25 protein-coding genes are annotated in these 24,283 nt (G+C 43.4%); 19 read left to right on the plus strand and 6 right to left on the minus strand.

Annotation, left to right across the window (positions count from 1 at the left end):
* The first annotated feature begins 126 nt into the window (after positions 1-126).
* Positions 127-1,443, plus strand: a complete 1,317-nt coding sequence (locus A3IK_RS0116420) for a hypothetical protein (RefSeq protein WP_020561062.1) — start codon at positions 127-129, stop codon at positions 1,441-1,443.
* A 158-nt stretch (positions 1,444-1,601) separates the two neighbouring features.
* On the opposite strand, the gene A3IK_RS19855 is transcribed toward A3IK_RS0116420, so the two are convergent.
* Together A3IK_RS19855 and A3IK_RS0116430 are read right to left on the minus strand one after the other, a co-directional pair.
* Entirely contained in the window at positions 1,602-1,931 is a 330-nt protein-coding gene (locus A3IK_RS19855; RefSeq protein ID WP_110690486.1) for a hypothetical protein, read from the minus strand.
* A gap of 2 nt (positions 1,932-1,933) precedes the next feature.
* Complete coding sequence (locus A3IK_RS0116430; RefSeq protein WP_020561064.1) at positions 1,934-3,187, minus strand: M48 family metallopeptidase; 1,254 nt, start codon at positions 3,185-3,187, stop codon at positions 1,934-1,936.
* 95 nt (positions 3,188-3,282) lie between these two features.
* On the opposite strand from A3IK_RS0116430, the gene orn reads away from it, so the two are divergent.
* Positions 3,283-3,828, plus strand: coding sequence for an oligoribonuclease (gene orn / locus A3IK_RS0116435; RefSeq protein WP_020561065.1), 546 nt, complete (start codon positions 3,283-3,285; stop codon positions 3,826-3,828).
* Positions 3,829-3,969: 141 nt separating this feature from the next.
* On the opposite strand, the gene A3IK_RS0116440 is transcribed toward orn, so the two are convergent.
* Entirely contained in the window at positions 3,970-4,875 is a 906-nt protein-coding gene (locus A3IK_RS0116440) for a 5'-3' exonuclease (RefSeq protein WP_020561066.1), read from the minus strand.
* Here A3IK_RS0116440 and A3IK_RS0116445 point away from each other — a divergent pair.
* From A3IK_RS0116445 to A3IK_RS0116455, 3 genes are all read left to right on the plus strand, one after another.
* On the plus strand, positions 4,874-5,053 hold the full coding sequence (locus tag A3IK_RS0116445) for a hypothetical protein (RefSeq protein WP_020561067.1): 180 nt from the start codon (positions 4,874-4,876) through the stop codon (positions 5,051-5,053). The genes A3IK_RS0116440 and A3IK_RS0116445 overlap by 2 nt on opposite strands.
* Before the next feature lie 250 nt (positions 5,054-5,303).
* Entirely contained in the window at positions 5,304-5,948 is a 645-nt protein-coding gene (locus A3IK_RS0116450; RefSeq protein WP_020561068.1) for a DUF1131 family protein, read from the plus strand.
* A 12-nt stretch (positions 5,949-5,960) separates the two neighbouring features.
* Positions 5,961-6,308 carry a low molecular weight protein tyrosine phosphatase family protein gene (locus tag A3IK_RS0116455; protein WP_020561069.1) on the plus strand — a complete coding sequence of 116 codons (348 nt, stop codon included), beginning with the start codon at positions 5,961-5,963 and terminating at the stop codon, positions 6,306-6,308.
* A 51-nt stretch (positions 6,309-6,359) separates the two neighbouring features.
* On the opposite strand, the gene A3IK_RS0116460 is transcribed toward A3IK_RS0116455, so the two are convergent.
* On the minus strand, positions 6,360-8,429 hold the full coding sequence (locus tag A3IK_RS0116460) for a molybdopterin-containing oxidoreductase family protein (protein ID WP_020561070.1): 2,070 nt from the start codon (positions 8,427-8,429) through the stop codon (positions 6,360-6,362).
* A gap of 122 nt (positions 8,430-8,551) precedes the next feature.
* Between A3IK_RS0116460 and mobB the strand changes: the two genes are divergently transcribed.
* From mobB to A3IK_RS0116475, 3 genes are read left to right on the plus strand one after another with little or no spacing between them, the layout of a single operon-like run.
* Entirely contained in the window at positions 8,552-9,121 is a 570-nt protein-coding gene (gene mobB, locus A3IK_RS19860) for a molybdopterin-guanine dinucleotide biosynthesis protein B (protein WP_020561071.1), read from the plus strand.
* Positions 9,118-9,351, plus strand: coding sequence for a molybdopterin converting factor subunit 1 (gene moaD, locus A3IK_RS0116470; RefSeq protein ID WP_020561072.1), 234 nt, complete (start codon positions 9,118-9,120; stop codon positions 9,349-9,351). The genes mobB and moaD overlap by 4 nt, the downstream gene beginning before the upstream one ends.
* A gap of 1 nt (position 9,352) precedes the next feature.
* Entirely contained in the window at positions 9,353-9,796 is a 444-nt protein-coding gene (locus A3IK_RS0116475; protein WP_020561073.1) for a molybdenum cofactor biosynthesis protein MoaE, read from the plus strand.
* Here the strand turns inward: A3IK_RS0116475 and A3IK_RS0116480 are convergent.
* Positions 9,793-10,401 carry a trimeric intracellular cation channel family protein gene (locus tag A3IK_RS0116480; RefSeq protein ID WP_020561074.1) on the minus strand — a complete coding sequence of 203 codons (609 nt, stop codon included), beginning with the start codon at positions 10,399-10,401 and terminating at the stop codon, positions 9,793-9,795. The two genes, A3IK_RS0116475 and A3IK_RS0116480, sit on opposite strands and share 4 nt — an antisense overlap.
* 77 nt (positions 10,402-10,478) lie before the next feature.
* Between A3IK_RS0116480 and A3IK_RS0116485 the strand changes: the two genes are divergently transcribed.
* On the plus strand, positions 10,479-11,660 hold the full coding sequence (locus tag A3IK_RS0116485) for an MFS transporter (RefSeq protein WP_020561075.1): 1,182 nt from the start codon (positions 10,479-10,481) through the stop codon (positions 11,658-11,660).
* Positions 11,661-11,823: 163 nt separating this feature from the next.
* Positions 11,824-12,948: a hypothetical protein gene (locus A3IK_RS21615; protein WP_211209461.1), complete on the plus strand. Its 1,125-nt coding sequence runs from the start codon at positions 11,824-11,826 to the stop codon at positions 12,946-12,948.
* 66 nt (positions 12,949-13,014) lie between these two features.
* Here A3IK_RS21615 and A3IK_RS0116495 read toward each other — a convergent pair whose 3' ends face one another.
* Positions 13,015-13,308 (minus strand): hypothetical protein, encoded by a 294-nt coding sequence (locus A3IK_RS0116495; RefSeq protein ID WP_020561077.1) that lies wholly within the window; start codon positions 13,306-13,308, stop codon positions 13,015-13,017.
* A 95-nt stretch (positions 13,309-13,403) separates the two neighbouring features.
* Here A3IK_RS0116495 and A3IK_RS0116500 point away from each other — a divergent pair, with 95 nt between their 5' ends.
* The 9 genes from A3IK_RS0116500 (at position 13,404) to A3IK_RS0116540 (ending at position 24,240) form a co-directional block, all read left to right on the plus strand.
* Positions 13,404-14,063: a protein-L-isoaspartate O-methyltransferase family protein gene (locus tag A3IK_RS0116500; protein ID WP_040849504.1), complete on the plus strand. Its 660-nt coding sequence runs from the start codon at positions 13,404-13,406 to the stop codon at positions 14,061-14,063.
* Between the two features lie 234 nt (positions 14,064-14,297).
* Entirely contained in the window at positions 14,298-15,872 is a 1,575-nt protein-coding gene (locus A3IK_RS19870; RefSeq protein WP_040849475.1) for a TolC family outer membrane protein, read from the plus strand.
* A 355-nt stretch (positions 15,873-16,227) separates the two neighbouring features.
* On the plus strand, positions 16,228-17,250 hold the full coding sequence (locus A3IK_RS0116510; RefSeq protein WP_020561080.1) for an amino acid ABC transporter substrate-binding protein: 1,023 nt from the start codon (positions 16,228-16,230) through the stop codon (positions 17,248-17,250).
* Positions 17,251-17,338: 88 nt separating this feature from the next.
* Entirely contained in the window at positions 17,339-18,526 is a 1,188-nt protein-coding gene (locus tag A3IK_RS0116515; RefSeq protein ID WP_020561081.1) for an amino acid ABC transporter permease, read from the plus strand.
* A gap of 3 nt (positions 18,527-18,529) precedes the next feature.
* Entirely contained in the window at positions 18,530-19,633 is a 1,104-nt protein-coding gene (locus A3IK_RS0116520; RefSeq protein WP_020561082.1) for an amino acid ABC transporter permease, read from the plus strand.
* A gap of 14 nt (positions 19,634-19,647) precedes the next feature.
* On the plus strand, positions 19,648-20,391 hold the full coding sequence (locus A3IK_RS0116525; RefSeq protein ID WP_020561083.1) for an amino acid ABC transporter ATP-binding protein: 744 nt from the start codon (positions 19,648-19,650) through the stop codon (positions 20,389-20,391).
* A 153-nt stretch (positions 20,392-20,544) separates the two neighbouring features.
* Positions 20,545-21,225, plus strand: coding sequence for a uracil-DNA glycosylase (gene ung / locus A3IK_RS0116530; RefSeq protein ID WP_020561084.1), 681 nt, complete (start codon positions 20,545-20,547; stop codon positions 21,223-21,225).
* Between the two features lie 24 nt (positions 21,226-21,249).
* Entirely contained in the window at positions 21,250-22,026 is a 777-nt protein-coding gene (locus tag A3IK_RS0116535; protein WP_020561085.1) for an NRDE family protein, read from the plus strand.
* Between the two features lie 33 nt (positions 22,027-22,059).
* A complete protein-coding gene (locus A3IK_RS0116540) occupies positions 22,060-24,240 on the plus strand; it encodes a patatin-like phospholipase family protein (protein ID WP_020561086.1) in 2,181 nt (726 codons plus the stop codon).
* The last annotated feature ends 43 nt before the right edge of the window (positions 24,241-24,283 follow it).

Here is a 24,283-nt window from a genome sequence, read left to right on the forward strand (position 1 = left end):
ATCTAGTGCGAACAAAGCGTTATTGTGCGGGAAAGTGCAAGATAAAGCGAATTAGAAATACCCGCTTACTTTCATGCGAATACTTATATAATAAGCCCTATTAATCCAAGATAAGCGCATGAAAAGATGAGTATTGTAGATGAAAAATCTATTTTTATTGCTATGAAGCAAGAAGGTCCCTTTGCGGTACAAGACCACATTGGTTTTGAGCAGCTTTTTTCCGAGCACAATAGGCGCTGGGCAAAGGCTTTCCGTCAAGATCAGCCCATTGCTACTAAATATCGGGTGGTACGCGACCAGATTTTTGATTTACTCCAAATTGAAAGTTTTCATGAAGTTCCTAAATTACTAGCAGATACCGAGTTACGGGCGCGGCGTAGTGAACGTGCTTATCAATTATTAGGGCATTTATTCGGTGTCAGTGGTGATTTACCCGAAATACAGACCCGTATTCATGAGTATATGAATACCGCCGATGCGGTGATTGCTCAGTTACGCAGTAAAGTATTAGCGCCTTATAGTTCATATATTGAAATCAGCAATGAAATCGAAACCTTAAAAAATCCGGTTGAGCTGCTCTTAATCACCTTTGATGATCGCTATCACAAAAAAATCCGCTTTGAAGCCAAGCGTAAGCTGGTATTGATGGGATTAGCAGGCTCGATTGATCAACGCGAACGTGAAACTGATATTGAAAATAAGTTTGCCGTGTTTTTGAATTTTCTTAATCAGCATGTCTGGAGTCCGCAGCTTAAAATTGGTGAATTAGAAATTGCCTATTTAGCTAGTCACCATACCGCTACCGATTTTAGTTGCACGCAAGTCTCAGTCATTGATGCAGAAGGTATGCGTAATCTGCCGGATCTCGGCGAAAATGAAAAACTAACCCTGATTAAGCGCCGCCTGTTTCAAGTGAATGGGCGTGATATTCCGGTGTATGTTTCGGTACGTAAAAAAGACTCTGCGGCTAAGGTATTAAAGCTATTACGTAAAAATGAAAAAAATCCAGCGGTGGCTGTCGATGATGAGCTAGGACTCATGGCAGTATTGGATAATGTGAATCATGTTAAGCGTTTTGTACGCCATCTAACCCGCGCGGCAGTTAAGGCCGGCTCGATTATGGTGTTAGAGGATATTTCCGATACTTTAGCCGGTAATCCCTATAGTGCTACAGCGGTAGGCAGTAGTAATCAGACGCAAATGTTGAAGTTTTTCGCGCGTATGGGTGGGATGCGGGTGGAGTTTATTATCCACACGAATCAGAGTTATTTGAATTATCGCTATCAACGTGGGACATCGCATGATGAGTATGAGGTGCGGCGCTTATTTGATTCGGGGGTAATGGAGTTTTTGTTTCCCTATGAGATTTATCAATTAGATATGAAACAAGTACGCGAAAAGCAAATTATCCGTTTTAGAAAAATGATTGAGCAACAAGGATAAATGATTAACTACAACCTCATATGACTAGGGCAAAGTAAGTGGATCTTTCTGGAGCAGTTTTGGCGGCAAGGATGTATTTACAGCGACTGCGGAAGAAAGATGCACTTACTTTTGTTGAAGTTATGATTTGATAGTGCAAATACCCATTATCTACTACATCACTGGCTAGTCGTGGCAGGAGGTGTAGCTGTCGCGGCATTCGAGGTGGGGAATTTATAATAGGTTTGATTGAGGTAGTTCACGACCGCTAGGATTTCATCATCAAACCAATTAGTACTGAGGTTAGCATCACATTGACGTACTTTTTGCTCTAGTTGTTGTAAGTTTTTTACTTTGCGTGCGGGGCTAGTGAATACTTCTGCCCCATGACACTCTAAACAGCGCGATTGACTAAACAGACGCTGCCCTAAGGCAGCATCATTATTGGCTAATAGAGTGGCACTATGGAGCATTAGAAGGATGCTGAGTACGCCAAGTGATGGTTTCATGTTTATGTTACCCCAAGGTTGTGTTGTTGTAAGTGCGCGATGCGGATCGACGCCGGTGGATGCGAATCATAAAAAGCCGAGTGCAAGGGATCGGGTGTTAAAGTACTCGCATTTTCTCTGTACAGACTCACTAAAGCCCCAATGAGTTCCGTAGCACTTGATTGTTCAGCCGCAAATGCATCCGCTTCAAACTCATGTTTACGTGACCACCACGACATAATCGGGCCAATAAAAAAGGTAAACACGGGACTGGCTACCATAAAGAGCACAATTGCCATATAGGTAGAGGCTTGACTCACGCCAAGGCCTTGATAAAACCAGTTTTGTTTCATTAGCCAAGCCAATACCGCGAAGCTCACAAAGGTCATTGTTATGGAGACCAACATGCCTTTGATAATGTGTTTACGCTTAAAATGCCCCAGCTCGTGAGCGAGCACCGCCTCAACTTCTGCAGGGGTTAAATGCTCTAAGAGGGTGTCAAAGAAGACAATGCGTTTATTCTTACCAAACCCCGTGAAATAAGCATTCCCATGTGCCGAGCGCTTAGAGCCATCCATGACAAAAATACCATTGCTATTAAAGCCCGTGCGTGCCAGTAGCGCATTAATCCGTTCTGCCACCTCGCCATTATCAAGAGGTGCGAATTTATTAAATAAGGGGGCGATAAATTTAGGATAGGCCCACATCATGATTAAGGAAAACGCTGTTAATACTCCCCACGCATACAGCCACCAATAATCCCCCATGGACTCCATGAGCCATAGAATCAACATGATTAACGGTACACCTAACGCCAGTGTTAAAGCTGTGCCTTTAGCTACATCAATAAAGAAGGTTTTAAGGTCGGTTTTATTAAAGCCAAAGCGCTCTTCTAATACAAAAGTACGGTATAAACTCGCGGGTAGGTCAATGAGGCTACCGATTACTAACATACTGAGAATCACCGCCACCCCCGTATAGAGTGGACTCCAATTCAGTGAGCGCCACGCTTGATCTAACCACTCTAAGCCACCCCCTAAGGTCCAAGCTAATAACACCACTAGACCAATCATTAACTCAATACGCCCAAAGCGTCCTTTTGCTAATGTATAATCAGCGGCTTTTTGATGTTGTTCGAGGGTAATTTTATCCGTAAAAGGAGCCGGTACACGCTCACGATGTTGGCTCACATAATTGGACTGGCGCAGGGATAGCCACAGTTGTACCCCCATATAAGCCAGCAAGAAGATAAGAAATAAGACGGTAAAGGTTTGCATAAATTTTTCTGTTACTATTTCAACCATGAAAGGGTATGGATTTACTGCATCATGCCCGCTACGTCAATTTAAACTCGATTGAGACTGGATGATATATGAGCTTTAGTGATACTAACTTAATTTGGATTGATTTGGAGATGACCGGACTCGATACGTTTAATGACTATATTATTGAAATAGCTACCATCGTGACGAATAAAGACTTAGCTATTCTTGCTGAGGGGCCGGTGTTTGCGATTCACCAGTCTAATACGGTCTTAGAGGCCATGGATGAGTGGAACCAAAACCAACACGGTCAATCCGGCCTGATTCAGCGCGTAAAGCATAGTAAAACCAATGAAGCCGAAGCAGAGCGCCTAACGCTAGAGTTTTTGAGTCAGTATGTGCCTGCAGGGGTATCGCCTATGTGTGGCAATAGTATTTGTCAGGATCGGCGCTTTTTAGCCCGCTGCATGCCGCAATTAGAACGCTTTTTCCATTATCGTAATTTAGATGTGAGTACCCTAAAAGAGCTAGGTAAACGTTGGAATCCAGCGAGCCTAGAGGGCTTTACTAAAGAGTCAACTCATCTAGCCTTGGATGATGTACGTGACTCTATTGCTGAATTAAAACACTACCGCCAAAGTATGATGAAGATTTAATAAATAAATGACTCAGTACTTGAGCCAAAGTAATCGAGCATTTCCTCCGCAGTCGCTGTGAATACATCCTTGTACGCTACAAGGCGGCATCCTTGCCGCCAAGACTGCTCCAGAAATACCCGATTACTTATGTAGTAGCCGCTAAACTTGTTGCCATAGTGCTAACTGTTCCTCGCTGAGTTCGAGTTTTTCCCCTAAGCGCTGTAGCTCGTGCAAATCATGAGCTTGGCGCGTTAAATCATGGGGTATATCCGGTACAGCGCAGTAGATTTTGGTCAGTTGCTTATTAATTTTAAGCTGGTCTTGATGTTCATTAATACGCTCTTGTAGGGTTTTGGCATAGCGTAAATGTTTGATTTGTGATAATTCGGGTAGGCGCAACAAGAGCACTTCAATAGAGGTAAAGTGATGCAGAATTTTGGCAGCACTAGTTAAACCAATACCATTAATACCCACAATATTATCTGCTATATCTCCGGCTAGGGCTAACTGGTCGGGGATTTGTTTAGGCCAGACGCCCGTTATTTTTTTGATTTTGCCCTCAGTCAAAGCCGGACGTCTGCCATAGTCCCACCAAGTATCCTTATCACGTACGAGCTGCATTAAGTCCTTATCGCCACTAATAATATGGCAAGGGATTGGTGGAGCTTGCTGAGTGAGCCAAGTGCCAATAATATCGTCAGCTTCAAACTGATGACTAGAGCATTGAACAAAGCCCAAAGCCGCTAAAAATTCACGGCAGAGTTGAATATGTTCCTTTAAATCCTCTGGCATAGGTTTACGATGTGCTTTATAAGCGGGGTATAATGAGCGTCTAAAGCTTTGGGTTTGGGATGCATCAAAAGCAAAGCCGATCTGAGTCGGTTTTGCCTCTAGCAAAAAACCATATAGCCAACGTAAAAAACCGCGTACTGTATTAATAGGTTGCCCTTGGGCATTGACTAGAGTAGGTTCTTTAGTATGCCAAGCGCGGTAAATATAAATACTGGTATCAATCAGCCAGACGAGCCGCGATGTAGTAAGCGAAGAGGTAGGAGGTTTTAGCATGCTGCTGAGTATAACAAAACCGCCAGCACAAGTCTGGCGGGATAATTATAGTAGTCTACAACCTTTTAAGCCTTTGGCATGGGAGCATCCGCTGTTGGTGTTATGGCTGAGCTTATTGTTATATTCCGGCGATAGACCTTACTTTACGGGCATTGGGAATATTAGCAGTGCATTGTAAGGGGTTAATTGGTTGTCGCAGCTAGGCTGCAGGTGTTTACAACGCATTGCCTAACCTAAGTTATAGTTTCCTCAACGCCTGATTGCGGGATTTATCACAGATTAGGCTATTATTTTCTGACAAACGGTTATTTTTGATGCCTTTGTTATCCAGTACAACTAGAGTAGACTGAAAGGATCTAATGAATCATCTGCGTCACAGATGTACGGGCAATTCAAGACCATCCTTAAAAGATATGGAGGGATGCTGTATGAAAAAGTATGTAAAAGGATGGCTGCTACCCCTAGTAGTGAGTGCCTTAAGTATGGGGGGGTTAGCAGGCTGTAATGATAGTGATGCCTCATTGCATCAATCTCAACCCACCACACCGCTACACTATCTATCCCAAGATGGGGTAGGGCCAATTAATGCGGCAACCCCTTTTAATTTGCGTTTGATTGGTGATGCGTTTCAGGGCTTAAATGTCACCGAAGAAACCCATTTTATTGAGGGTGATAAATATCCTGTTATTACCATTAAGCAGCGCTCTAAGCCTTTGTTGACGATTAATCCTGATCATGAGCAGCATAAGGTGTTTTCAGTGATGGTACATGATAACTACATCGGTAATCGCCTCGCGCATAAGATCGGGACTAAGTTTGTTGATATCTATCCTGCTGACAAAGTAGAAGAGTGTGTGGCGGGCATGGATGAGTTAGCGGGTAAGGTATTATGTCGAGCACCTAATTCCGCCAATATTTTGTATTTATTTAATGGCAAATGGGAGGGGGCTAGTAATACCGTTCCCCCGTTACCCGTATTGGCTAATTGGCAAATTGAGTCCTTTATTTGGAAGCCGCCGCTACAAACGGCTAGTACGCCTCCTCAGTCGACTTTTCCAGATCCGGCGAATTAATGAAAGTTAGGTGTGCAGTTGCTACACGTGCTCTTTATTTGTAGCCAAAATAAACTACGTAGCCCAACAGCAGAACATCTCTTTGCTGATTGGGCTGGGGTAGAAACTAGCTCCGCCGGATTGAATAAGAGCGCTGAAATACCTGTCTCTCCTGATTTATTGGAGTGGGCTGATTTGATTTTCGTTATGGAAAAAGCCCAACGTAAAAAGCTATCAGAACGCTTTAAGCCCTATTTGCATAATAAAAAGATTGTCTGCTTAGATATTCCAGATGAATATGACTATATGGATGAGGAGTTGGTTAAACTCCTACACCATAAAGTCCCACCCTTTTTACCAGCTCCGTTATTAGGTCACTGAGTAAAAGTAAGCGAGCATTTCTTCCGCAGCCGCTGTAAATACATCCTTGAGTTAGGCAACTTTGACCTCAACTAGGCAATCGTAAAAGGTAGGCCCATTGCCTAAATCCGTGAGCGCTTGGCTAGTGACTTCATTGCAATTTTTCCCGTCTCGACTCATACCCTTCCACCAAGTGGAAGGAGCAACTACTAAACCAGCCCGTACCTTATCCGTAATGACGGCCTTAGCCTGAAAGTTACCGCGATCATTAAAGATAGCCACCAAACTACCCGTACTAATCCCCCGTGCGGCGGCATCAATCGGGTGAATTTCTAAGGTAGGCTCAGGCGTGGTTTTGCGTAGGCTTTCAATATTCACAAAGGTGCTATTGAGAAAATGCCGCTCAGGAGGCGAGATCATCGCTAAGGGGTAGCGTGCAGCTAATTCGGGATTACTAGCTACCGATTCATAGGGGGGTATAAAGTCGGGCAACGGGTCTAAGCCTTGCGCGGCTAAGGTGCTGGATAAAAACTCACATTTACCCGATGCGGTAGGAAATTGTCCTTGAGCAAAGGGGATAGAGTCCGTATTTAAACGCTGCCAACCCTGTGCTTTTAGGGACTCGAAACTAATACCTTGCATATGCGGATGCGACCAGTCAAAGGCTTGGCTGGCTATGGTTTCATCATCTTCGTGGAAGCATGCTTCACTAAAGTCCATCTGTTTGGCTAATAAACGGAAAATTTCACTATTAGGTTTGCACTCCCCTAGCGGCTGAATCGTTGGATGGTTGAAGAGTACATATTGGTGTCCATAGGATTTGTGAATATCCACATGCTCTAATTGCGTGGTGGCGGGCAATACAATATCCGCATATTTAGCCGTGTCCGTCATGAAGTGTTCGAGCACGACGGTAAATAAATCCTCGCGTGCAAAGCCTTGTGCGACCTTACCGCCTTCAGGGGCTATGGCGACCGGATTGCTGTTATAGACTATAACGGCTTCAATTTTGGGACCAAATTCGGGTGTGGTTTCGTGTAATAGAGCATCCCCAATCGTGCTCATATTGATAGTGCGAGGGGTATTAGGTAATAGCTCTGGATGCTCTAGAGCGGCCTTATTCACCGGGAAAAAGCCTGAGCTAGAAAGCAGTAAACCACCCCCTTGATGTTTCCACGCCCCTAATAGGCTGGGTAAACAGGCCAGTGCTCGCATAGTATTACCCCCGCCTCGCACCCGTTGTAGGCCGTAGCTGGCACGAATGGCTATCGGTTGCTGGTCAATAATCGCAGTGTGCCCGATTAAGGCGGCGAGGTTTTCGAGAGTTTCCACCGAAATACCGCAGGTCTGCGCCACATAGTCTGGGGTAAAACGCTGGGCACGCTCGCTAAGTTCCTTAAAACCTAAGGTATGGTTTTGAATATACTCATGGTCGAGCAAATCATCACGTATCCAAATATGGACTAGACCCAAGGCTAACGCAGCATCTGTACCCACATTCAGCGCGATATGTTGATCACACTTTTCTGCACTTAAGGAGCGATAGGGATCAATAGCAATTAGGATGGAGCCATTGCGCTTCGCTGCTTGAGCTTTACGCCAAAAATGGATGCTAGAGGTAATCGGGTTAATACCCCACAGAATCAGCACCTTCGCTTGATCAATAGTATCCCCGTCTAAACCCACCCCTAAACCATAGGTTGCTTTTAATCCCGCTCCACCGGCTGCGGCACAAATAGTCCGATCAAGTTGTGAAGCACCTAGTTTATTAAAAAAGCGTGCTGCCATGCCTTCGCTTTGCACAAAGCCCATCGTTCCGCCATAGCTATAGGGCAGAATTGCTTCAGGGTCACGTGCGGCAATCGTTTGTAAACGCGAAGCAATGGTAGTGAGGGCTTCATCCCAGCTAATAGGGGTAAATTGTCCGCTGCCTTTGGCACCGATACGTTTCAGTGGAGTGACTAAGCGCTCAGGGTGATAAGTACGCTCTAAATAACGCGCTACCTTGGTACACAAGACCCCAGCAGTAGGAGGATGATCGGGATTGCCCTCTACTTTGACCGCTCGCCCCTTTTCGACGCTAATCAACATAGAGCAAGTATCAGGGCAGTCGTGAGGGCAGGCCGCGTGAATGATGGACATAAAAAAATCTCCAAACTGAAATCGCTAACTTAGACTATTCATGAGTTTTGCAGATTGCTCTATTCTATTAGGTTTGACAATATGGATAGTTCAAAATGATTTGCTCAGGAGAATAGCAGCGCGTGACTCTATCCATTTCTAATTATTTTTGCCCCGTTGTAGGCTTTTGTGCTTATAGTGGTACAGGTAAAACAACATTATTGACTCAATTAATTCCTTTAATTAAAGCCAAAGGGATTCGGGTAGCCATTATTAAACATGCTCATCATCAATTAGAGTTAGATCAGCCGGGTAAAGATAGCTATCGCATGCGTGAAGCCGGAGCCGATCAGGTGCTGTTGATGTCGGCTAAGGTGTGTGCTTTGACGTGGCAGGGCGATACCGCACCGGAGGAGGCTTCTCTCACACGAGCTTTGAGTATGCTAACCCCGCATAGTGTGGATTTGGTGATTGTAGAGGGCTTTAAACACGAGTCTTATCCCAAAATTGAAATTCATCGTCCTGCTTTGGGTAATCCCTTATTACATTTGACCGATCCCGATATGATTGCAGTAGTTAGTGATGAAATGATAGAGAGTATTTTGCCAGTGTTGGATTTAAATCAACCAGAGCAAATAGTCGAGTTTGTGATGGATTATTTTGGGCTAGCGGAAAAGGCGAGTTCTAACTGGGTGAGTAAGAGTAATAAATGAGTATTAAAGTATTGTTTTTTGGTAGCTTAAAAGAGCAAATTAATAAAGCACAAGTGCTGGTTGATTATGTCGAGCCTTTAACGGCTGCACAATTGTGGCAACAGGTGACAGGCAAAGAGGCCATCCCTAATACTGTGCGGGTGGCGGTCAATCAATCCTATAGTGATGCCTCGACTATCCTGCATGAAGGGGATGAAGTTGCTTTTTTCCCACCCGTAACAGGTGGCTAAGATGATCCAGATTAAGCTCCATCCCCACGCCTTTGACCCCTTGCAATCGATTCAAACCTTTCAACAGCAAGCTGAATTTCGTGCGGCTGCATATGGCGCGAATGCAATTTTCATAGGTACCATGCGCGATTTTAATCAGGGCGATGATATCGTAGCGATGCATTTGGAGCATTATGCGGGTATGACGGAGCGCCAATTGCAGGATTTAACCGAGCAGGTCTTAACGCAATATCCCGTTGATCATGTGTTGATTGAGCATCGGGTGGGAGATATTGTCCCAGCCGATGCAATTGTGGTGGTAGCGGTATGGTCAGCCCATCGCAAACTCGCTTTTGCAGCGTGTCGGGAACTCATGGAGGCGTTAAAACGTGATGCCCCGTTTTGGAAACATGAAGTACTCGCGGATGGTTCTAGGCGTTGGGTGGAGCATAATACCGCCGGTTAGTGCTTGATATGTAAAACCGGCACTTGCCATTTGAAATACATGGCAGCTAGCCGCAAGGTAATAATGGTGATTACCCCAATATAAGCGGCGTATTCGGCATGTAGCCCTAATTGCTTTGTACCCCAATAAGCCACAATTCCTAAAATGGCAGCACTGGCATAAAAATCTTGATTTAAAATGAAAGGTACTTCATTCACTAATACATCGCGTATCATACCGCCAAATATACCGGTAATAACGCCAATTACCGTCATAATAACGGGGGTATTTCCAAATGATTCCGCAATACGTGCGCCTAAAATGGCATAAATAGCTAGTGCAATCGCATCAGCAATTTCTAGCACATATTTAGGCATAGGGCGGTAACGTAGATACAGTACCGTACTCAAGGAGCAAATCAGGATAACTAACATATAATCCGAACTACGCATCCAATACACCGGATTGCGATCTAATAATAAATCACGCACTGTGCCACCGCCTACTGAGGCAATCATGGCAATAATAATCACCCCCACGAGGTCTAAACTGCGACGCCCAGCCGCTAAAGCCCCGCCAATCGCTCCAACACCCGTACCCATTAAATCCAGCCAATAGGGCAGCATAAAATTTTTTCCTCTAAGACTTATTCAGTTATCTCAAAAGGGCTATGCTAGCGTGCTTTAGTGAAGGTGAATAGGGTATGGTCGAGATAAATAGTCGGGAGTTTTGGTTAGCTACTTGGGCTTTGTGTCTAGGCTCCGTATTAGTATTTGCTAATCTACATATGACCCAGCCGCTGTTGCCATTATTAGCTCAAGAATTTCAATTAACAGAATTGCAGGTGAGCTGGAGTTTGACTATTGCCCTATTAATGTTAGGGGTATCGCTATTAATCTATGGCCCACTTTCAGATGCTTTAGGACGTAAACCTTTAATGGTTTTGTCCTTATTAGGGGCGGTTATTAGTACGTTTGCTATCTCACAAGCCTCAAGCTATGGCATGTTAGTTTTTTGGCGCGGCGTGCAGGGGTTTTGTTTAGGGGGCATACCCGCGATTGCGATTGCTTATATGGGCGATGAGTTTAGTCGTAAGGCAGTTGCTTTTGCTGTAGGGTTTTATATTAGTGCGAATAGTATTGGTGGCGTTTCAGGGCGTCTTATTAGTGGTTTTGTGGGCGAGCATTATGGTTGGGCCATGACTTTTATAGTCATGGGCGTATTGGGTTTGGTTTTTCTCCTACTTTTTAGTGTGTTACTCCCAAAGTCTAAGCAATTTGTTGCTAAGCCATTGCACTTAAAGCAAATTATTAATGATATTATTTTCCACTTAAAAAATCCTGTTTTACTAATAGCCTTTTTAATTGCAGGAGGTAATTTTATGATGTTTATTCATCAATATAGTTATATTACCTTCGTATTAGCTGAGGAGCCTTATCAATTATCCACGCATCAGTTAGGTATGTTGTTTTTAACTTATTTAACAGGCTCAATAGCCGCTGCTCTATCAGGTCATATCAGTAAATATATACCGGCTGCTTTAGGGATGGCTTTAGGTATTTTACTATTAATGTTGGGTTCGTTATTAACATTAGTACCGCAGCTATGGGTTATTATTGTTGCTTTTATGATGAATAGCTTTGGGTTTTTTCTAACACACTCTTTAGCGAGTAGTTGGGTCAGTCATCATGCAACACGAGCGCGGGCGAGTGCTTCTTCATTATATTTGGTATTTTATTATATGGGAGCCAGTTTAGGCGGTTTAGTGTTGAGTCCGTTTTGGAATCAGGCGGGATGGCTAGGAATTGTACTTTGTTCACTTGTGGTATATAGCCTAACTTTGTGGGGTAGCGTGTGGCTTTATCGCACAAAAGCGTCAGTTTAGAATTAATATGCTACCATTTGTCGGGGTGATTATTTTTTATTATTGACACTTATTTTTTACTTATAAATAATTAAGGGGAGCTTAAGGGAAGCGGTTAGGTAAAAAGGAATTTTTAACGAAGCTCAGAGTGTCCAAATAATCACCATAATAATGGCTCGACATAATGAAAACCGCAATATTTTATAGCCCCGCTTTTATTAAAAGCAGTCTCTGTGCTTTAGCTTTAGCAAGTGCGACTCAAACTGTATCCGCAGAAGTTAAATTCCGTGTTGCCTTTCAGGAGGATACGCAACGGTATGTTGTTTATATGGCACCTTTATCACTACCCGTGCCAGATCAAAGTATTTCCTCACAGGTGACGATTGCAGTACCTCATTTATTAGATAATCAGCGTTTTAATGTTTCTGGTATTACTAGTCTAGTAGATGGCATTGCATGGAATAATCATTCACGTATAGATGCCCCTGTAGAAAGCCCTTATAGCGATTTTATTTCGTTCGGTTTTAGTTTCTTATCTAGTACGTTGCCTAATTTTAACTGGGTGTTAGGCCAAGAGGTTCCTGTATTTGCCTTTAGTAATAGTAATGGCGGCTGCGTGAGCAATGTACGTTTATTAGAGAGTAGCGAAGCATTTGCTCAATTCCCTAATTCAGCAGGCACTAATCCGGGTAATGAATTCACTAATCTAGGTTGGCTAGTTGGATATACTGGAAACTATGGTTCTAGTGTGGATTGTGACAATTTGGGCGGAGAGGTAGTGATTCCAACACCTGTACCGGCACCAGTGCCAACGCCAGTACCGACACCCGTACCAACTCCTGTACCAACTCCGACACCCGTACCAACCCCAGTGCCAACGCCAGTACCAACCCCGGTTCCGACACCAGTGCCAACACCCGTACCGACACCAGTGCCAACACCCGTACCGACGCCAGTGCCAACACCTGTACCGACACCAGTGCCAACTCCGACACCCGTACCGACACCAGTGCCAACTCCGACACCCGTACCGACACCAGTGCCAACGCCAGTACCAACACCCGTGCCAACCCCAACGCCTAATCCTTGGGTTAGACCCTTGCCACCTGTGTTTAACTTTTTGCCTGAAAAAGCACGTAAGGCGATTACACGAGTACACCCTAGAACATGTAATCCTAAAGAAGTGGCTGAGATTAGAAAGAAAATAGCGGAAATTGATAAGCAGTTAGCAAAAAGAAGACTATCTCCTTCTGATAGAACTTCACTTTTGTCAACCAAGATATCCCTACTAGGACAGATCTGCTTCTAACACGCATTCGCTAGGTTGAGTCTTAAATTACACTACGGTGAGAGCATTACGCTCTTGCCGAGGTGTTTAATACTTTAAGTCTTTTTGGCATTTCCCCCTTTCATACGCTTTCACCTCTGGATTTTTGCAGGCCAGACAGGCATTGCGAAAGGTTTTAGAAGGTTTATTACGTGCGAAAATACCACAAACGGGTGAAAAATTATGTTCACAGATAAGCGGGCGTGGTAATTCGCAAGCTACGATTCTAATTTGAATTTTAGCGGCGGTTTGCATTGTTAGAGAGGTTGCTGATGCGTGTAATGGCATGATAAGCAACACGGTTATCGTTAATAGAGATCTGATATTAAATAATATTCTCATTTGAGAAGTCTCCTTTGTCTATTATGTTTATTGCAGGAGTTGAGTAGAACACGTACTCTTAATTAGTGTATGTCACTGACTTGCTGGAATTACATATGAATTTAGAACAAGCTCGCACAAATATGATAGAGCAGCAGCTTAGACCGTGGGGTGTTCTCAATCAAACCATACTCAATATATTAAATGATATTCCACGGGAAAAATTTGTTCCTCATCAATGGAAGGATCTCGCTTTTGCTGAAGTAGCGGTTCCTATTGGGCATGGGCAAGTCATGATGACACCCGGAATTGAGGCGCGAATGCTACAAGCATTGGATATTAAAACCAATGACCTTTGTTTAGAGATCGGCACCGGAACCGGGTTCATCACCGCCTGTATGGCACAGTTAGGGCGTGAAGTGGATTCTATTGAGTTATTTAGCGATTTTACCCGTAAGGCCAAGACTCACCTACATGATTTAGGTATCCATAATGTAAACTTGTCCGTGGGTAATATCTTACAGGATTGGCAAAAGTTCCAAACGCCTCAATATGATGTTATTGCTGTCACCGCCTCATTGCCCAAAACGTTACCAGAACTGGAGCAGCAATTAGTGATTGGTGGACGTATGTTTGTGGTCATTGGTGCTCATTATCCGATGCAAGCTTGGTTAATTACCCGTGAAGATCAAGATGAGTTTGAGCGTCGTCCACTGTTTGAGACTGAGCTACCACCACTGAGTGGTATGAATACTGAGGCGGTGTTTGAGTTTTGAGCATACCGCTGAGATTACCTCATGGAATAATTTTCGCTATGCGCGGTGAAAACAGTGTGCTGTATAGTAGAGCGAGGCGAATTTGAGGCGATCAATTTAATGGGAGGCATTGATCAATGGAGCAGAAGAGCTATTGATCCCATAATGCCATTAATACTAAATACTCTAGTAGGTAGCTCATCCTTTACAATGTTATTAAACCGAGCTAACCGCAAGATACGGTACTTTATTTAAATGAAAAAACTCACTCTGTCCGCATGGATGTGCGTGGCGCTTGGTAGTGTTAGTCTGTCTGCTCAAGCAGAGAACTTACTCCAGGTCTATCAACAAGCTAAAACCTTTGATGCTCAGCTAAAAGCGCAGGAAACAGGTTATCTAGCTACCCTAGAAAACCGCGTTCAAGCCAAAGCCAGTAAAAAGCCACAAATAACTTTAAGTGGTAGTTCCGGCTATAGTCGCTCGGATATATTTTATGATGCCTCGGTTTTATCCGATACCGCGCATAATAATACTTTTAGTACTTCGTATACCTTAAGCCTGACCAAGTCGCTGTATAATAAAACGATTGAGGCCACCATTGCTCAGGCGGATGTGGGTATTGCCCAAGCCTATGCCAGTCTAGAAAATCAACGCCAGAGTTTATTATTAAATGTTGCTCGGCGTTATTTTAATTTTCTCTTAGCTCAAGATACGGTCGACTATGCGGCCTCACAAAAACAAAGTACCGAGCGCCAGTTAAAGCAAACCAAAGCCTTTTTCGAGGCGGGACGCTCACCGATTACCGATGTACGTGAAGCACAAGCTAAATATGATTTAACGGTATCGCAGGAAGTCAGTGCTCAACAACAATTACTAGTAGCGCGTGAGGCTCTCAGGGTTGTCACAGGTAAAAACTATAAAACCCTGAATGCCCCCCAGCCGAATATTAAGCTGGTGATGCCTCAGCCTAATAATGTAGATACGTGGATAACTGCTTCGGTTAAAAATAATAAAACCTTATTAGTCAGCCAAAAAGCGATAGAGGTGGCGCGTGCTAGTATTGAGGTTGCACGGGCTGCTAAAAAACCAGTAGTGAGTCTATACGCCAATCATACGGGGAGTATGAGTTCAGGGAGTAGTGCGTTAGATCCAATATCAACCGGATTCAGTGCCGGTGTCCAAGCCTCTATCCCGCTATATACAGGTGGGGAAACGGCCTCTAAAGTACGCCAAGCACAATTACTCTTTAAACAAGCGCAGCAAAACTATCAATACCAAGCACGTTTGGTAGAGGAAGAGGTGCGCTCAGCCTTTTTAAGTGTGCAATCTAGCATTGCCCAAGCGAATGCCAATCGCCAATCTTTGCTCTCAGCCGAAACAGCCGCACGGGCAACTCAAGTAGGTTTTCAGGTGGGTACACGTACTGCGGTGGATATGGTAGCGGCCTTGACAGCAACCTTTAGTGCGCGGCGTGATTATGCCAGTGCGCGGTATAACTATCTGTTAAATATGGTAAATTTAAAGATGTCCTCTGGTGTATTGGCTGAGCAAGATTTAGCACAACTGAGTCGGCTACTCACGCAATCCCCCAGCTTACAACGCGCGGCTTTAGATCGGCAAACCAAGGAATTATTAAAGCCCGTGGATTTAGATCTTTTGGGGGCTGGTCGTAATACTGCTACCCCACGCTCTAATACCCCAGCGCCTAGAGACTCCCTTTCATTGCCAGCGGCACCCGCGCTGACTCCTTTACCTACTATTGAACTCCCACCCTTACCGAGCTTATCCACTCCTAGTGTGCCACTATCAGGTTCGGTCGTCATACGCTAGGCGCTGGGTAGTTAATACCTAAGCTAGCCAATTTATTTCACTAAAAGTCTACAGTTTTCTTGCCTCCAGCGAGGTAAGCTGTAGGCTTTTAGGGGGCGTTTTAGATGCCTACGCACCTTTAGTGCGCCATAGTAGGGCAATGCTGGGGGGTATTACCTGATATTTTAATATATTTCATCGTTGGTATGGGATTTGCTTTGGTTAGGGGCAAATGCTCATTTCTCCTCCGTACTGAGAATCTTGTGGTAAGATGCAAAGACCGCTTTGAGGGCAGATACCACATGAATGATTTAACTCATTGGGGTTGAGCACTTTTACGGTTTCAACGCTTAAATTAGGATGAGAGATAAAATTTATGAAAACTACTAAATTATTAGCTATTGCTAGCACCGTGGTTGTTGCAGTCTCCATGATGGCTAGCGCTCATGCAGGTGGTACTCTTGATGGTGTGAAGAAAAAGGGCTTCATCCAATGTGGTATCAATAGTGGGGTTCCTGGCTTTTCTATCGCTAATGACAAAGGCGAATGGTCAGGTTTAGATGTTGATTTCTGTAAAGCTGTTGCTGCTGCTGTCTTTGGTGACACCACTAAAGTTAAATATACTTCTCTAACTGCAAAAGAACGTTTCACCGCACTGCAATCTGGTGAGATTGATTTACTCTCTCGTAATACTACTTGGACTTTAACCCGTGATAGCAATCTAGGTATCAGCTTTACCGGCGTGAATTATTATGATGGTCAAGGTTTCTTGGTTAATAATGGTGTTAAAAGTGCTAAAGAATTAGATGGTGCCTCTGTGTGTATTCAAGCCGGTACTACGACTGAGCTGAATCTGTCTGACTACTTCCGTGCTAATAATATGAAGTACGAGCCGATCACCTATGACAAGGTTGAAGAGACCATTAAAGGGTTTGAAGAAGGCCGTTGCGACGTATTAACCTCTGATCAATCTCAACTCTATGCCTTACGTTTGCAATTAAAAGAGCCAGAGAAAGCTGAGGTACTACCTGAAGTGATTTCTAAAGAACCATTAGGCCCTTCAGTACGCCAAGGGGATGAAGACTGGTTCAAAATTGTACGCTGGACTTTATTCGCTATGGTTGAAGCCGAAGAGTTAGGTTTAACCTCAGCCAATATCGACGAGAAAAAATCCAGTGCAGATCCTTCTGTGAAGCGTTTCGTGGGCGCTGAAGAGGGTGTCGGTGGTCAAGGCCTAAAACTTGGCAATGAGTGGGCTTATAATATTGTCAAACAAGTAGGCAATTATGGTGAGTCTTTCGAGCGTAATGTAGGCAGTGGTTCACCACTGAAAATCGAGCGCGGTCTGAATGCACTTTGGAGCAAAGGCGGCTTGCAATACGCTGCTCCTATTCGTTAATCCATCCGTATTATCTTAAGTAGCTCCCTGTGCCTGTGTTGACACAGGCGGGGAGTTCTTGTTCAACTTCAAAACAAGAGCACACGGTATGGCAAATGCAACACCACAAGCTGCTCCTAGCAAGCCCTCGCTTTGGAACGATCCACAAAAACGTGGAATTCTAATTCAAGTACTTGTATTAGCAGCAATCTTCGCTTTTTTTGGCTTTATTTTCTATAACACCTTATCTAATTATGCTCAACGCGGCATCTCAACCGGTTTCGGTTTCCTCAATAATACCGCCGGTTTTGGTATCTCCCAAACCTTAATTCCCTATCAAGAATCTGACAATTATTGGCAAGTCTTTAAAGTAGGCTTACTCAATACCTTATTAGTTGCCGGTTTGGGTATTGTTACAGCGACTATTTTAGGTTTTATCGTAGGGGTCGCTCGTTTATCTAAAAACTGGTTATTATCTACGAGTGCCGCCGTTTACATTGAAACCTTTCGTAATATTCCCGTATTACTGCAAATCGTATTTTTATATGCCTTATTATTAAAAATACTGCCCTCAGCAAAAGAGAGTTATTCTTTTGCTGAGGCTGTATTTGTTAATAAACGTGGTTTTTATGTACCAGAGCCTATTCCTCAAGCAGGATTTGATTGGACTATTTGGGCTTTCGTTTTAGCAGTCGCTTTAGTTATTGTACTACGTTGGATAGCTCGTAAAGTACAGGAAAAAACCGGACAACAATGGCCTATGTTTTGGATAGGGGTTGCTTTAATTATTGGAGCACCGTTAGTGACCTATTTTATGACAGGTCGGCCTTTAGAGTGGTCATTACCTGTACTAAAAGGTTTTAACTTCCAAGGGGGTATTCGTGTTATTCCAGAATTAGTCGTATTATGGATAGCACTTTCAGTTTATACGGCTGCATTTATTGCTGAGATTGTACGTTCAGGTATTCAATCAGTCAGTCATGGACAAACAGAAGCGGCTAATGCGCTAGGCTTAAGGCATAATCAAACACTTAAATTAGTGGTTATTCCTCAAGCTATGCGTGTGATTATTCCTCAGCTTACTAGTCAATATTTGAATCTCACCAAAAACACCTCCCTAGCAACGGCTATTGCCTATCCTGATTTAGTCGCTGTATTTGCAGGGACAACATTGAATCAATCCGGTCAAGCTATTGAAATTATCTTCATGACAATGATGTTTTATCTCAGTGTCAGTTTATTGATTTCTTTATTTATGAATTGGTACAACAATAAAATGGCCTTGGTGGAGCGTTAAATTATGGCAATTATCACAGAAAAAGCACTGCCTAGCTTACCCCCTCCGGCTCACACCGTAGGCTTTAAGGCATGGGCCAAGCAAAACTTATTTGCGACCCCGACTAATAGTGTCATCACTGTATTAATGGTGTTGTTTATTCTCTGGGCTTTGATTCCTGTCGTTCAATGGGCTTTTATTGATGCCGATTGGGCAGGTACAAAACGAACGGATTGTACCAGTGGAGGCGCTTGTTGGGCGTTTACCCTAGTACGTTTTAACCAGTTTATCTATGGTTTTTACCCTGAAGCCGAGCAATGGCGTGTTAATGTCGCTGCACTAATTTTAGCGGTAGGTCTAGGTTTATTAATGTATAAAAAGACTCCGGCTAAAGCGTATATTGGCTTATTCATGGTAATTATCTACCCTGTGATTGCCTTTATATTACTACGCGGCGGTTTCTTTGATTTGCCCGTGGTCGAAACTAGCAAATGGGGTGGTTTAACTTTAACGTTAGTTTTATCTATTGTAGGTATTGTTGCCTCCTTACCATTAGGTATTTTACTAGCTTTAGGCCGACGCTCAGAACTGCCTATTATCCGCTCTTTATGTATTGCCTTTATTGAGCTATGGCGCGGAGTACCTTTAATAACGGTCTTATTTATGGCTTCAGTCATGTTGCCTTTATTTTTACCCGAAGGCACTAGCTTTGATAAATTATTACGGGCTTTGATTGGTATTACACTATTTGAGGCGGCTTATTTAGCGGAGGTAGTGCGTAGTGGTTTACAAGCCATACCTAAAGGCCAATATGAAGCAGGTAAAGCGCTAGGTTTGAGCTATTGGCAAAGTACGGGATTAGTTATTTTACCGCAAGCGTTAAAATTAGTAATTCCGGGTATTGTGAATACTTTTATCTCCTTATTTAAAGATACTTCTTTAGTAATGATTATTGGCTTGTTTGATTTGCTGAATATTGTGCAAATTGCTGCGGCTGACCCTATTTGGTTAGGCTCGCAAGTAGAGGGCTTTGTATTTGCAGCGATTGTGTACTGGATGTTCTGTTTTGGAATGTCACGGTACAGCCAATATTTAGAACGACAACTCAATACCGGTCATAAGCGCTAAGAAGGAGTGCAATCATGGAAAATAATGTGGCGATACAACTCATCGGTGTCAATAAATGGTACGGTGAGTTCCACGTTTTAAGAGATGTAAATTTAAATGTAGAACGTGGCGAACGTATTGTTATTTGTGGACCTTCAGGGTCGGGCAAGTCGACAATGATTCGCTGTATTAATCGTTTAGAAGAGCATCAACAAGGACAAATTATTGTTGATAATGTTGAGCTCACGAATGATTTAAAAAACATCGACCAAATTCGGCGTGAAGTGGGTATGGTGTTCCAGCATTTTAATTTATTCCCTCATTTAACTGTATTAGAAAACTGTTGTTTAGCACCGATGTGGGTACGTAAAGTACCGCGTAAAGAAGCCGAGCGGGTGGCAATGGAATACTTGGAAAAAGTTAAAATCCCGCATCAAGCTAAAAAGTATCCGGGGCAATTATCCGGTGGTCAACAACAGCGGGTGGCGATTGCGCGTAGTTTATGTATGAATCCGCGCATTATGCTATTCGATGAGCCGACCTCTGCATTAGACCCTGAAATGATTAAAGAAGTACTCGATACCATGATTGAGCTTGCCGAAAGTGGTATGACCATGTTGTGCGTAACGCATGAAATGGGATTTGCTAAAACAGTAGCAGATCGGGTCATTTTCATGGACGGTGGTCAGGTAATTGAGATGAATACGCCGGATGAGTTCTTTAATCATCCACAACATGAGCGTACTCAGTTATTCCTCAGTCAGATTTTGGCGCATTAAGTTCTAACTATCGTCTCCTCCTAATCCTGAGCATATTTTTAGGATTAGGGGGTTATTCAATAGAGCATCACTCATCAATTAAAGTCTTGGTCAGTACTAGACCTAGCACATGCTTTATACTACCGACATCATTGTGTAATTAGGATATTTTCTATGATGCTCGATATTTCTACCCTACATCCCTCATGGCAGCAGGTTTTAAGCGCAGAATGGCAAAAACCGTATATGCAGACGCTAGATACCTTTTTGCAAGCGGAGGAGGAGCGTACTACTGTATTGCCACCTAAGGCAGATCGATTTAATGCACTTGCTGCAACGGGGCTAGATAATATTAAGGTCGTCATTTTAGGGCAAGACCCATATCCCACGGCAGGACATGCCCATGGCTTATCGTTTTCGGTATTGCCTTCGGTTAAACCGTTGCCACGTTCATTAGTGAATATTTATAAAGAGCTAGAGAGTGATGTAGGCATTCATAATAAACACACCGGCTATTTGCAGCCTTGGGCGGAGCAGGGTGTGTTACTGCTCAATACGGTACTCACCGTTGAGGTAGGTAAGGCAGGGAGTCATCAGAAAAAAGGCTGGGAGCAGTTTACTGATGCGGTGATTCAGGCGGTTAATGCCCAAGCTCAACCCGTCGTGTTTTTGCTCTGGGGTGCTCATGCCCAAAAGAAAGCGGCTATGATTGATGTGACTAGACACTTGATTTTAAAATCAGCTCACCCATCCCCCCTTTCTGCGTCCCAAGGTTTTTTTGGTAGTCGCCCTTTTTCACAAATCAATACTTGGCTTACCGCACAAGGGCGTGATGCGATAAACTGGCAGCTTTAAGCGTGAGCAGGAGGAGTCTAGTCTATGTGTGTATTGTTTATCGCGTGGAAAGCGCATCCAGATTACCCTCTGATTATTGCAGCGAATCGAGATGAATATTTTGAGCGCAATACGGCTTCCTTAGCTCCTTGGACAGATCAACCCATTATCGCCGGGCGTGATTTAGCCGCTGGGGGAACCTGGTTAGGCTTAACTACTAAAGGGCATATTGCAGGACTGACCAATATTCGCCGCCCCGATCTCACACAGCTACATAAACGCAGTCGGGGTGAATTAGTGGTGAACTATTTATTGGCTACGGAGGATTTTCCTAGTTGGCTAATAGATCATGCACAAGACTATAACCCCTTTAATTTATTATTTGGCTCAGCACAGCAATTGTGGACATTCGATAGTGTTCGTTCAAAAATTGCACCAATGCCCCCCGGATTTCACAGTATCAGTAATGGTGCTCTGGATGATATTTGGCCTAAAATGGCACGCGGTACACAAGCCTTACAAGCCTATATTCAAGCACATGCACAACTAGAGCCAGAGCCTTTGCTGGCCTTATTACAGGATTCAACACCCGCACCCTATGAGCGCTTACCCCAGACAGGCATACCGCTGAAGTATGAGCACCGGTTATCCTCTATCTTTATTCCAGCCGCTAATTTTCCTCAGGGACAATATGGCACACGCTCTAGTAGTGTGTTGCTCTACTCCCCTACGCATTACCAGTTTATTGAGCAAAGTTATAATGAGCACGGCAACGTGATACATTATGAACACTTGCGTGGCTTAATCAGTTCTATAATTTAGCTATTTCCTTTAAACCCCAATAGGTATTGCTGTATGAAACGGTGGATTATTGTAGTGTCATCACTAACCCTAGCTTTTACCCTACAAAATGCAGAGGCACGTCCTAAAATTGGCTTAGTCTTAGGCGGTGGCGGTGCAGCAGGTCTTTCTCATATTGGGGTGATTAAGGTATTAGAAGAGCAGGGTATTCCCATTGATGTCATTTCAGGTAATAGCATGGGGGCTATTGTCGGTGGTTTATATGCATCGGGTATGAGTGTGAGTGAGTTAGAAAAAACCGCACGTACTCTCGATTGGTTTAAATTATTTAATGACACGGGCGTTTACAGCGATCAAAATTATCAACAAAAACAAATGAGTGGTGGGTTTTTTAGTGCTGTGAGTATGGGGGTATCTAAACGCGGTATTAAACTACCTTCAGGTTTGATCAGTGGGCAAAATCTCATGTTTGAATTACGGCGCTTATTATCGCCCGTGGCCCATATTAATCAATTTGATAAATTACCGATTCCATTTAGAGCAGTAGCAACCGATATTCGCACCGGCGAGGCGGTAGTATTAAAACAAGGTAATCTAGCGACAGCCATTCGAGCGAGTATGTCGATTCCGGGGTTATTTAGTCCCGTCGAGTTAAATGGGCGACTATTAGTAGATGGCTTAGTCTCGAATAATGTACCTGTGGATATTGCGCGACAAATGGGGGCAGATATTGTGATTGTATCCCGTATTCCACAAGGAAAAGAGCGCAGTTTGGATTCTGCTTTAGATATTAGCTTACAAACGATGGATTTATTGGTCTATAAAGCTAGTGAAGATCAATTAAAAAGCCTTACTAAAAAAGATATTCTAATTCAGCCACCGATTGGTGATATTGGTAGCTTAGATTTCCAACTGGTGGGAGACGCGATTCCAGCGGGGATAAAGGGAGCACAGGCGCAATTAGCCGCCTTAAAACAGTTGATGAGTTCAATAGGGCAAGCACCTAAAGCAAAAATCAGTAAACCTCAAATCCCTAAAGAAGGTTTACGACTGGCCAGTATTCAGATTAAAAATGATTCGGTATTAAAAACCTCGATTTTACAGCGAGCCTTAAACCTACAAGCAGGTAGTGCAATCACTAATGATCAATTACAAGCGGCTTTAAATCGGGTGTATCGTTTGGGGCAGTTTTCTTTAGTCGATTATGACCTAGACCTTAAAGAGAATGGGCAATATGACCTAACCGTATTAGCGCAAAAATCTGATCAAGGCAATCGACGCTTAAATTTTGGTTTCTCTCTCAGTGATGACTTTGATGGAGATACGGGGTATCAAGCGGGTGTGCGCTTTGTGAATAAAGGACTCACTCGTAAGGGGACAGAGTTACGCAGTCGCGCAGTCATCGGCGATCAGATTCTAGGTGATGTTGAGATTTTTCATCCCTTTCAAGATAAATGGGATAGCTTTATTAATCCTAAGATTGCGTATCAAGAGGGTGATATTAAATTATTAGAAGATGGTCAACAGGTAGCAGAAATACGTGCTAAAACACACAGTGCGCGAATTGATATTGGACGTGCCTTAGGGAAAAATGGTGAGGCGCGTGTTGGACTATTTTATGAGAATTTAAAACCTGATGTTAAAACAGGTAGCATAGATTTAGGTACAGATTCACTTAAATCAGCCGGATTAGAGTTTAATTATGCCTTTGATAGTTTTGATCAGATTGATTTTCCTACCTTTGGTAAGCGCATTAATGCCAATTTAAGAGTAGGTCTAACAGCATTAAATAGTGATAGCGCTTTTAATCGCTTAACAGTGGACGCTGAAAAAGTTTGGAAGATTTCAGAAAAAGGACGCATACTGGCAAATGGACGAGTAACTTCGACCTCTAATAATGAAAATGTATTAGCCGAACTACAAGATACATTGCAAACAGGGCGTTTGGCCTTATCGGATAATACTAAATTAGAGGGTAATTATACTTTAGAGGGTACTGTTGGGTATTTAAGAGAAGTGAAAGAAATACCTCGTATCGCTAAAGTACATGTGGGTGCTAGTATTGGTTTAGGGCAGGTGTGGCAAAAACGTGATGATGTGGATTTAGGTGATTTAGATCCTTCTGCTACACTCTATGTGGGTACAACAACACCACTAGGGCCTGCCTTTTTGGGTATCCGTAAAATGAAAGGCTATGATAATCAAGCTTATTTTAATTTTGGACGTAGTTTTTGAGGTTTAAACTTAAGGTTTAATCAAGCTATTATTCATTATGTTG

Source organism: Thiofilum flexile DSM 14609, from assembly GCF_000380185.1.
In the GTDB taxonomy this organism is placed as follows: Bacteria; Pseudomonadota; Gammaproteobacteria; order Thiotrichales; family Thiotrichaceae; genus Thiofilum; species Thiofilum flexile.

Bases quoted from the DNA above. Each gene is read 5' to 3' on its own strand.
- A3IK_RS0116420 (WP_020561062.1), top strand. From the start codon at position 127: ATGAGTATTGTAGATGAAAAATCTATTTTTATTGCTATGAAGCAAGAA.
- A3IK_RS19855 (WP_110690486.1), bottom strand. From the start codon at position 1,931: ATGAAACCATCACTTGGCGTACTCAGCATCCTTCTAATGCTCCATAGT.
- A3IK_RS0116430 (WP_020561064.1), bottom strand. From the start codon at position 3,187: ATGCAAACCTTTACCGTCTTATTTCTTATCTTCTTGCTGGCTTATATG.
- orn (WP_020561065.1), top strand. From the start codon at position 3,283: ATGAGCTTTAGTGATACTAACTTAATTTGGATTGATTTGGAGATGACC.
- A3IK_RS0116445 (WP_020561067.1), top strand. From the start codon at position 4,874: ATGCTGCTGAGTATAACAAAACCGCCAGCACAAGTCTGGCGGGATAAT.
- A3IK_RS0116440 (WP_020561066.1), bottom strand. From the start codon at position 4,875: ATGCTAAAACCTCCTACCTCTTCGCTTACTACATCGCGGCTCGTCTGG.
- A3IK_RS0116450 (WP_020561068.1), top strand. From the start codon at position 5,304: ATGAAAAAGTATGTAAAAGGATGGCTGCTACCCCTAGTAGTGAGTGCC.
- A3IK_RS0116460 (WP_020561070.1), bottom strand. From the start codon at position 8,429: ATGTCCATCATTCACGCGGCCTGCCCTCACGACTGCCCTGATACTTGC.
- moaD (WP_020561072.1), top strand. From the start codon at position 9,118: ATGAGTATTAAAGTATTGTTTTTTGGTAGCTTAAAAGAGCAAATTAAT.
- A3IK_RS0116475 (WP_020561073.1), top strand. From the start codon at position 9,353: ATGATCCAGATTAAGCTCCATCCCCACGCCTTTGACCCCTTGCAATCG.
- A3IK_RS0116480 (WP_020561074.1), bottom strand. From the start codon at position 10,401: ATGCTGCCCTATTGGCTGGATTTAATGGGTACGGGTGTTGGAGCGATT.
- A3IK_RS0116485 (WP_020561075.1), top strand. From the start codon at position 10,479: ATGGTCGAGATAAATAGTCGGGAGTTTTGGTTAGCTACTTGGGCTTTG.
- A3IK_RS21615 (WP_211209461.1), top strand. From the start codon at position 11,824: ATGAAAACCGCAATATTTTATAGCCCCGCTTTTATTAAAAGCAGTCTC.
- A3IK_RS0116495 (WP_020561077.1), bottom strand. From the start codon at position 13,308: ATGAGAATATTATTTAATATCAGATCTCTATTAACGATAACCGTGTTG.
- A3IK_RS0116500 (WP_040849504.1), top strand. From the start codon at position 13,404: ATGAATTTAGAACAAGCTCGCACAAATATGATAGAGCAGCAGCTTAGA.
- A3IK_RS19870 (WP_040849475.1), top strand. From the start codon at position 14,298: ATGAAAAAACTCACTCTGTCCGCATGGATGTGCGTGGCGCTTGGTAGT.
- A3IK_RS0116510 (WP_020561080.1), top strand. From the start codon at position 16,228: ATGAAAACTACTAAATTATTAGCTATTGCTAGCACCGTGGTTGTTGCA.
- A3IK_RS0116515 (WP_020561081.1), top strand. From the start codon at position 17,339: ATGGCAAATGCAACACCACAAGCTGCTCCTAGCAAGCCCTCGCTTTGG.
- A3IK_RS0116520 (WP_020561082.1), top strand. From the start codon at position 18,530: ATGGCAATTATCACAGAAAAAGCACTGCCTAGCTTACCCCCTCCGGCT.
- A3IK_RS0116525 (WP_020561083.1), top strand. From the start codon at position 19,648: ATGGAAAATAATGTGGCGATACAACTCATCGGTGTCAATAAATGGTAC.
- ung (WP_020561084.1), top strand. From the start codon at position 20,545: ATGATGCTCGATATTTCTACCCTACATCCCTCATGGCAGCAGGTTTTA.
- A3IK_RS0116535 (WP_020561085.1), top strand. From the start codon at position 21,250: ATGTGTGTATTGTTTATCGCGTGGAAAGCGCATCCAGATTACCCTCTG.
- A3IK_RS0116540 (WP_020561086.1), top strand. From the start codon at position 22,060: ATGAAACGGTGGATTATTGTAGTGTCATCACTAACCCTAGCTTTTACC.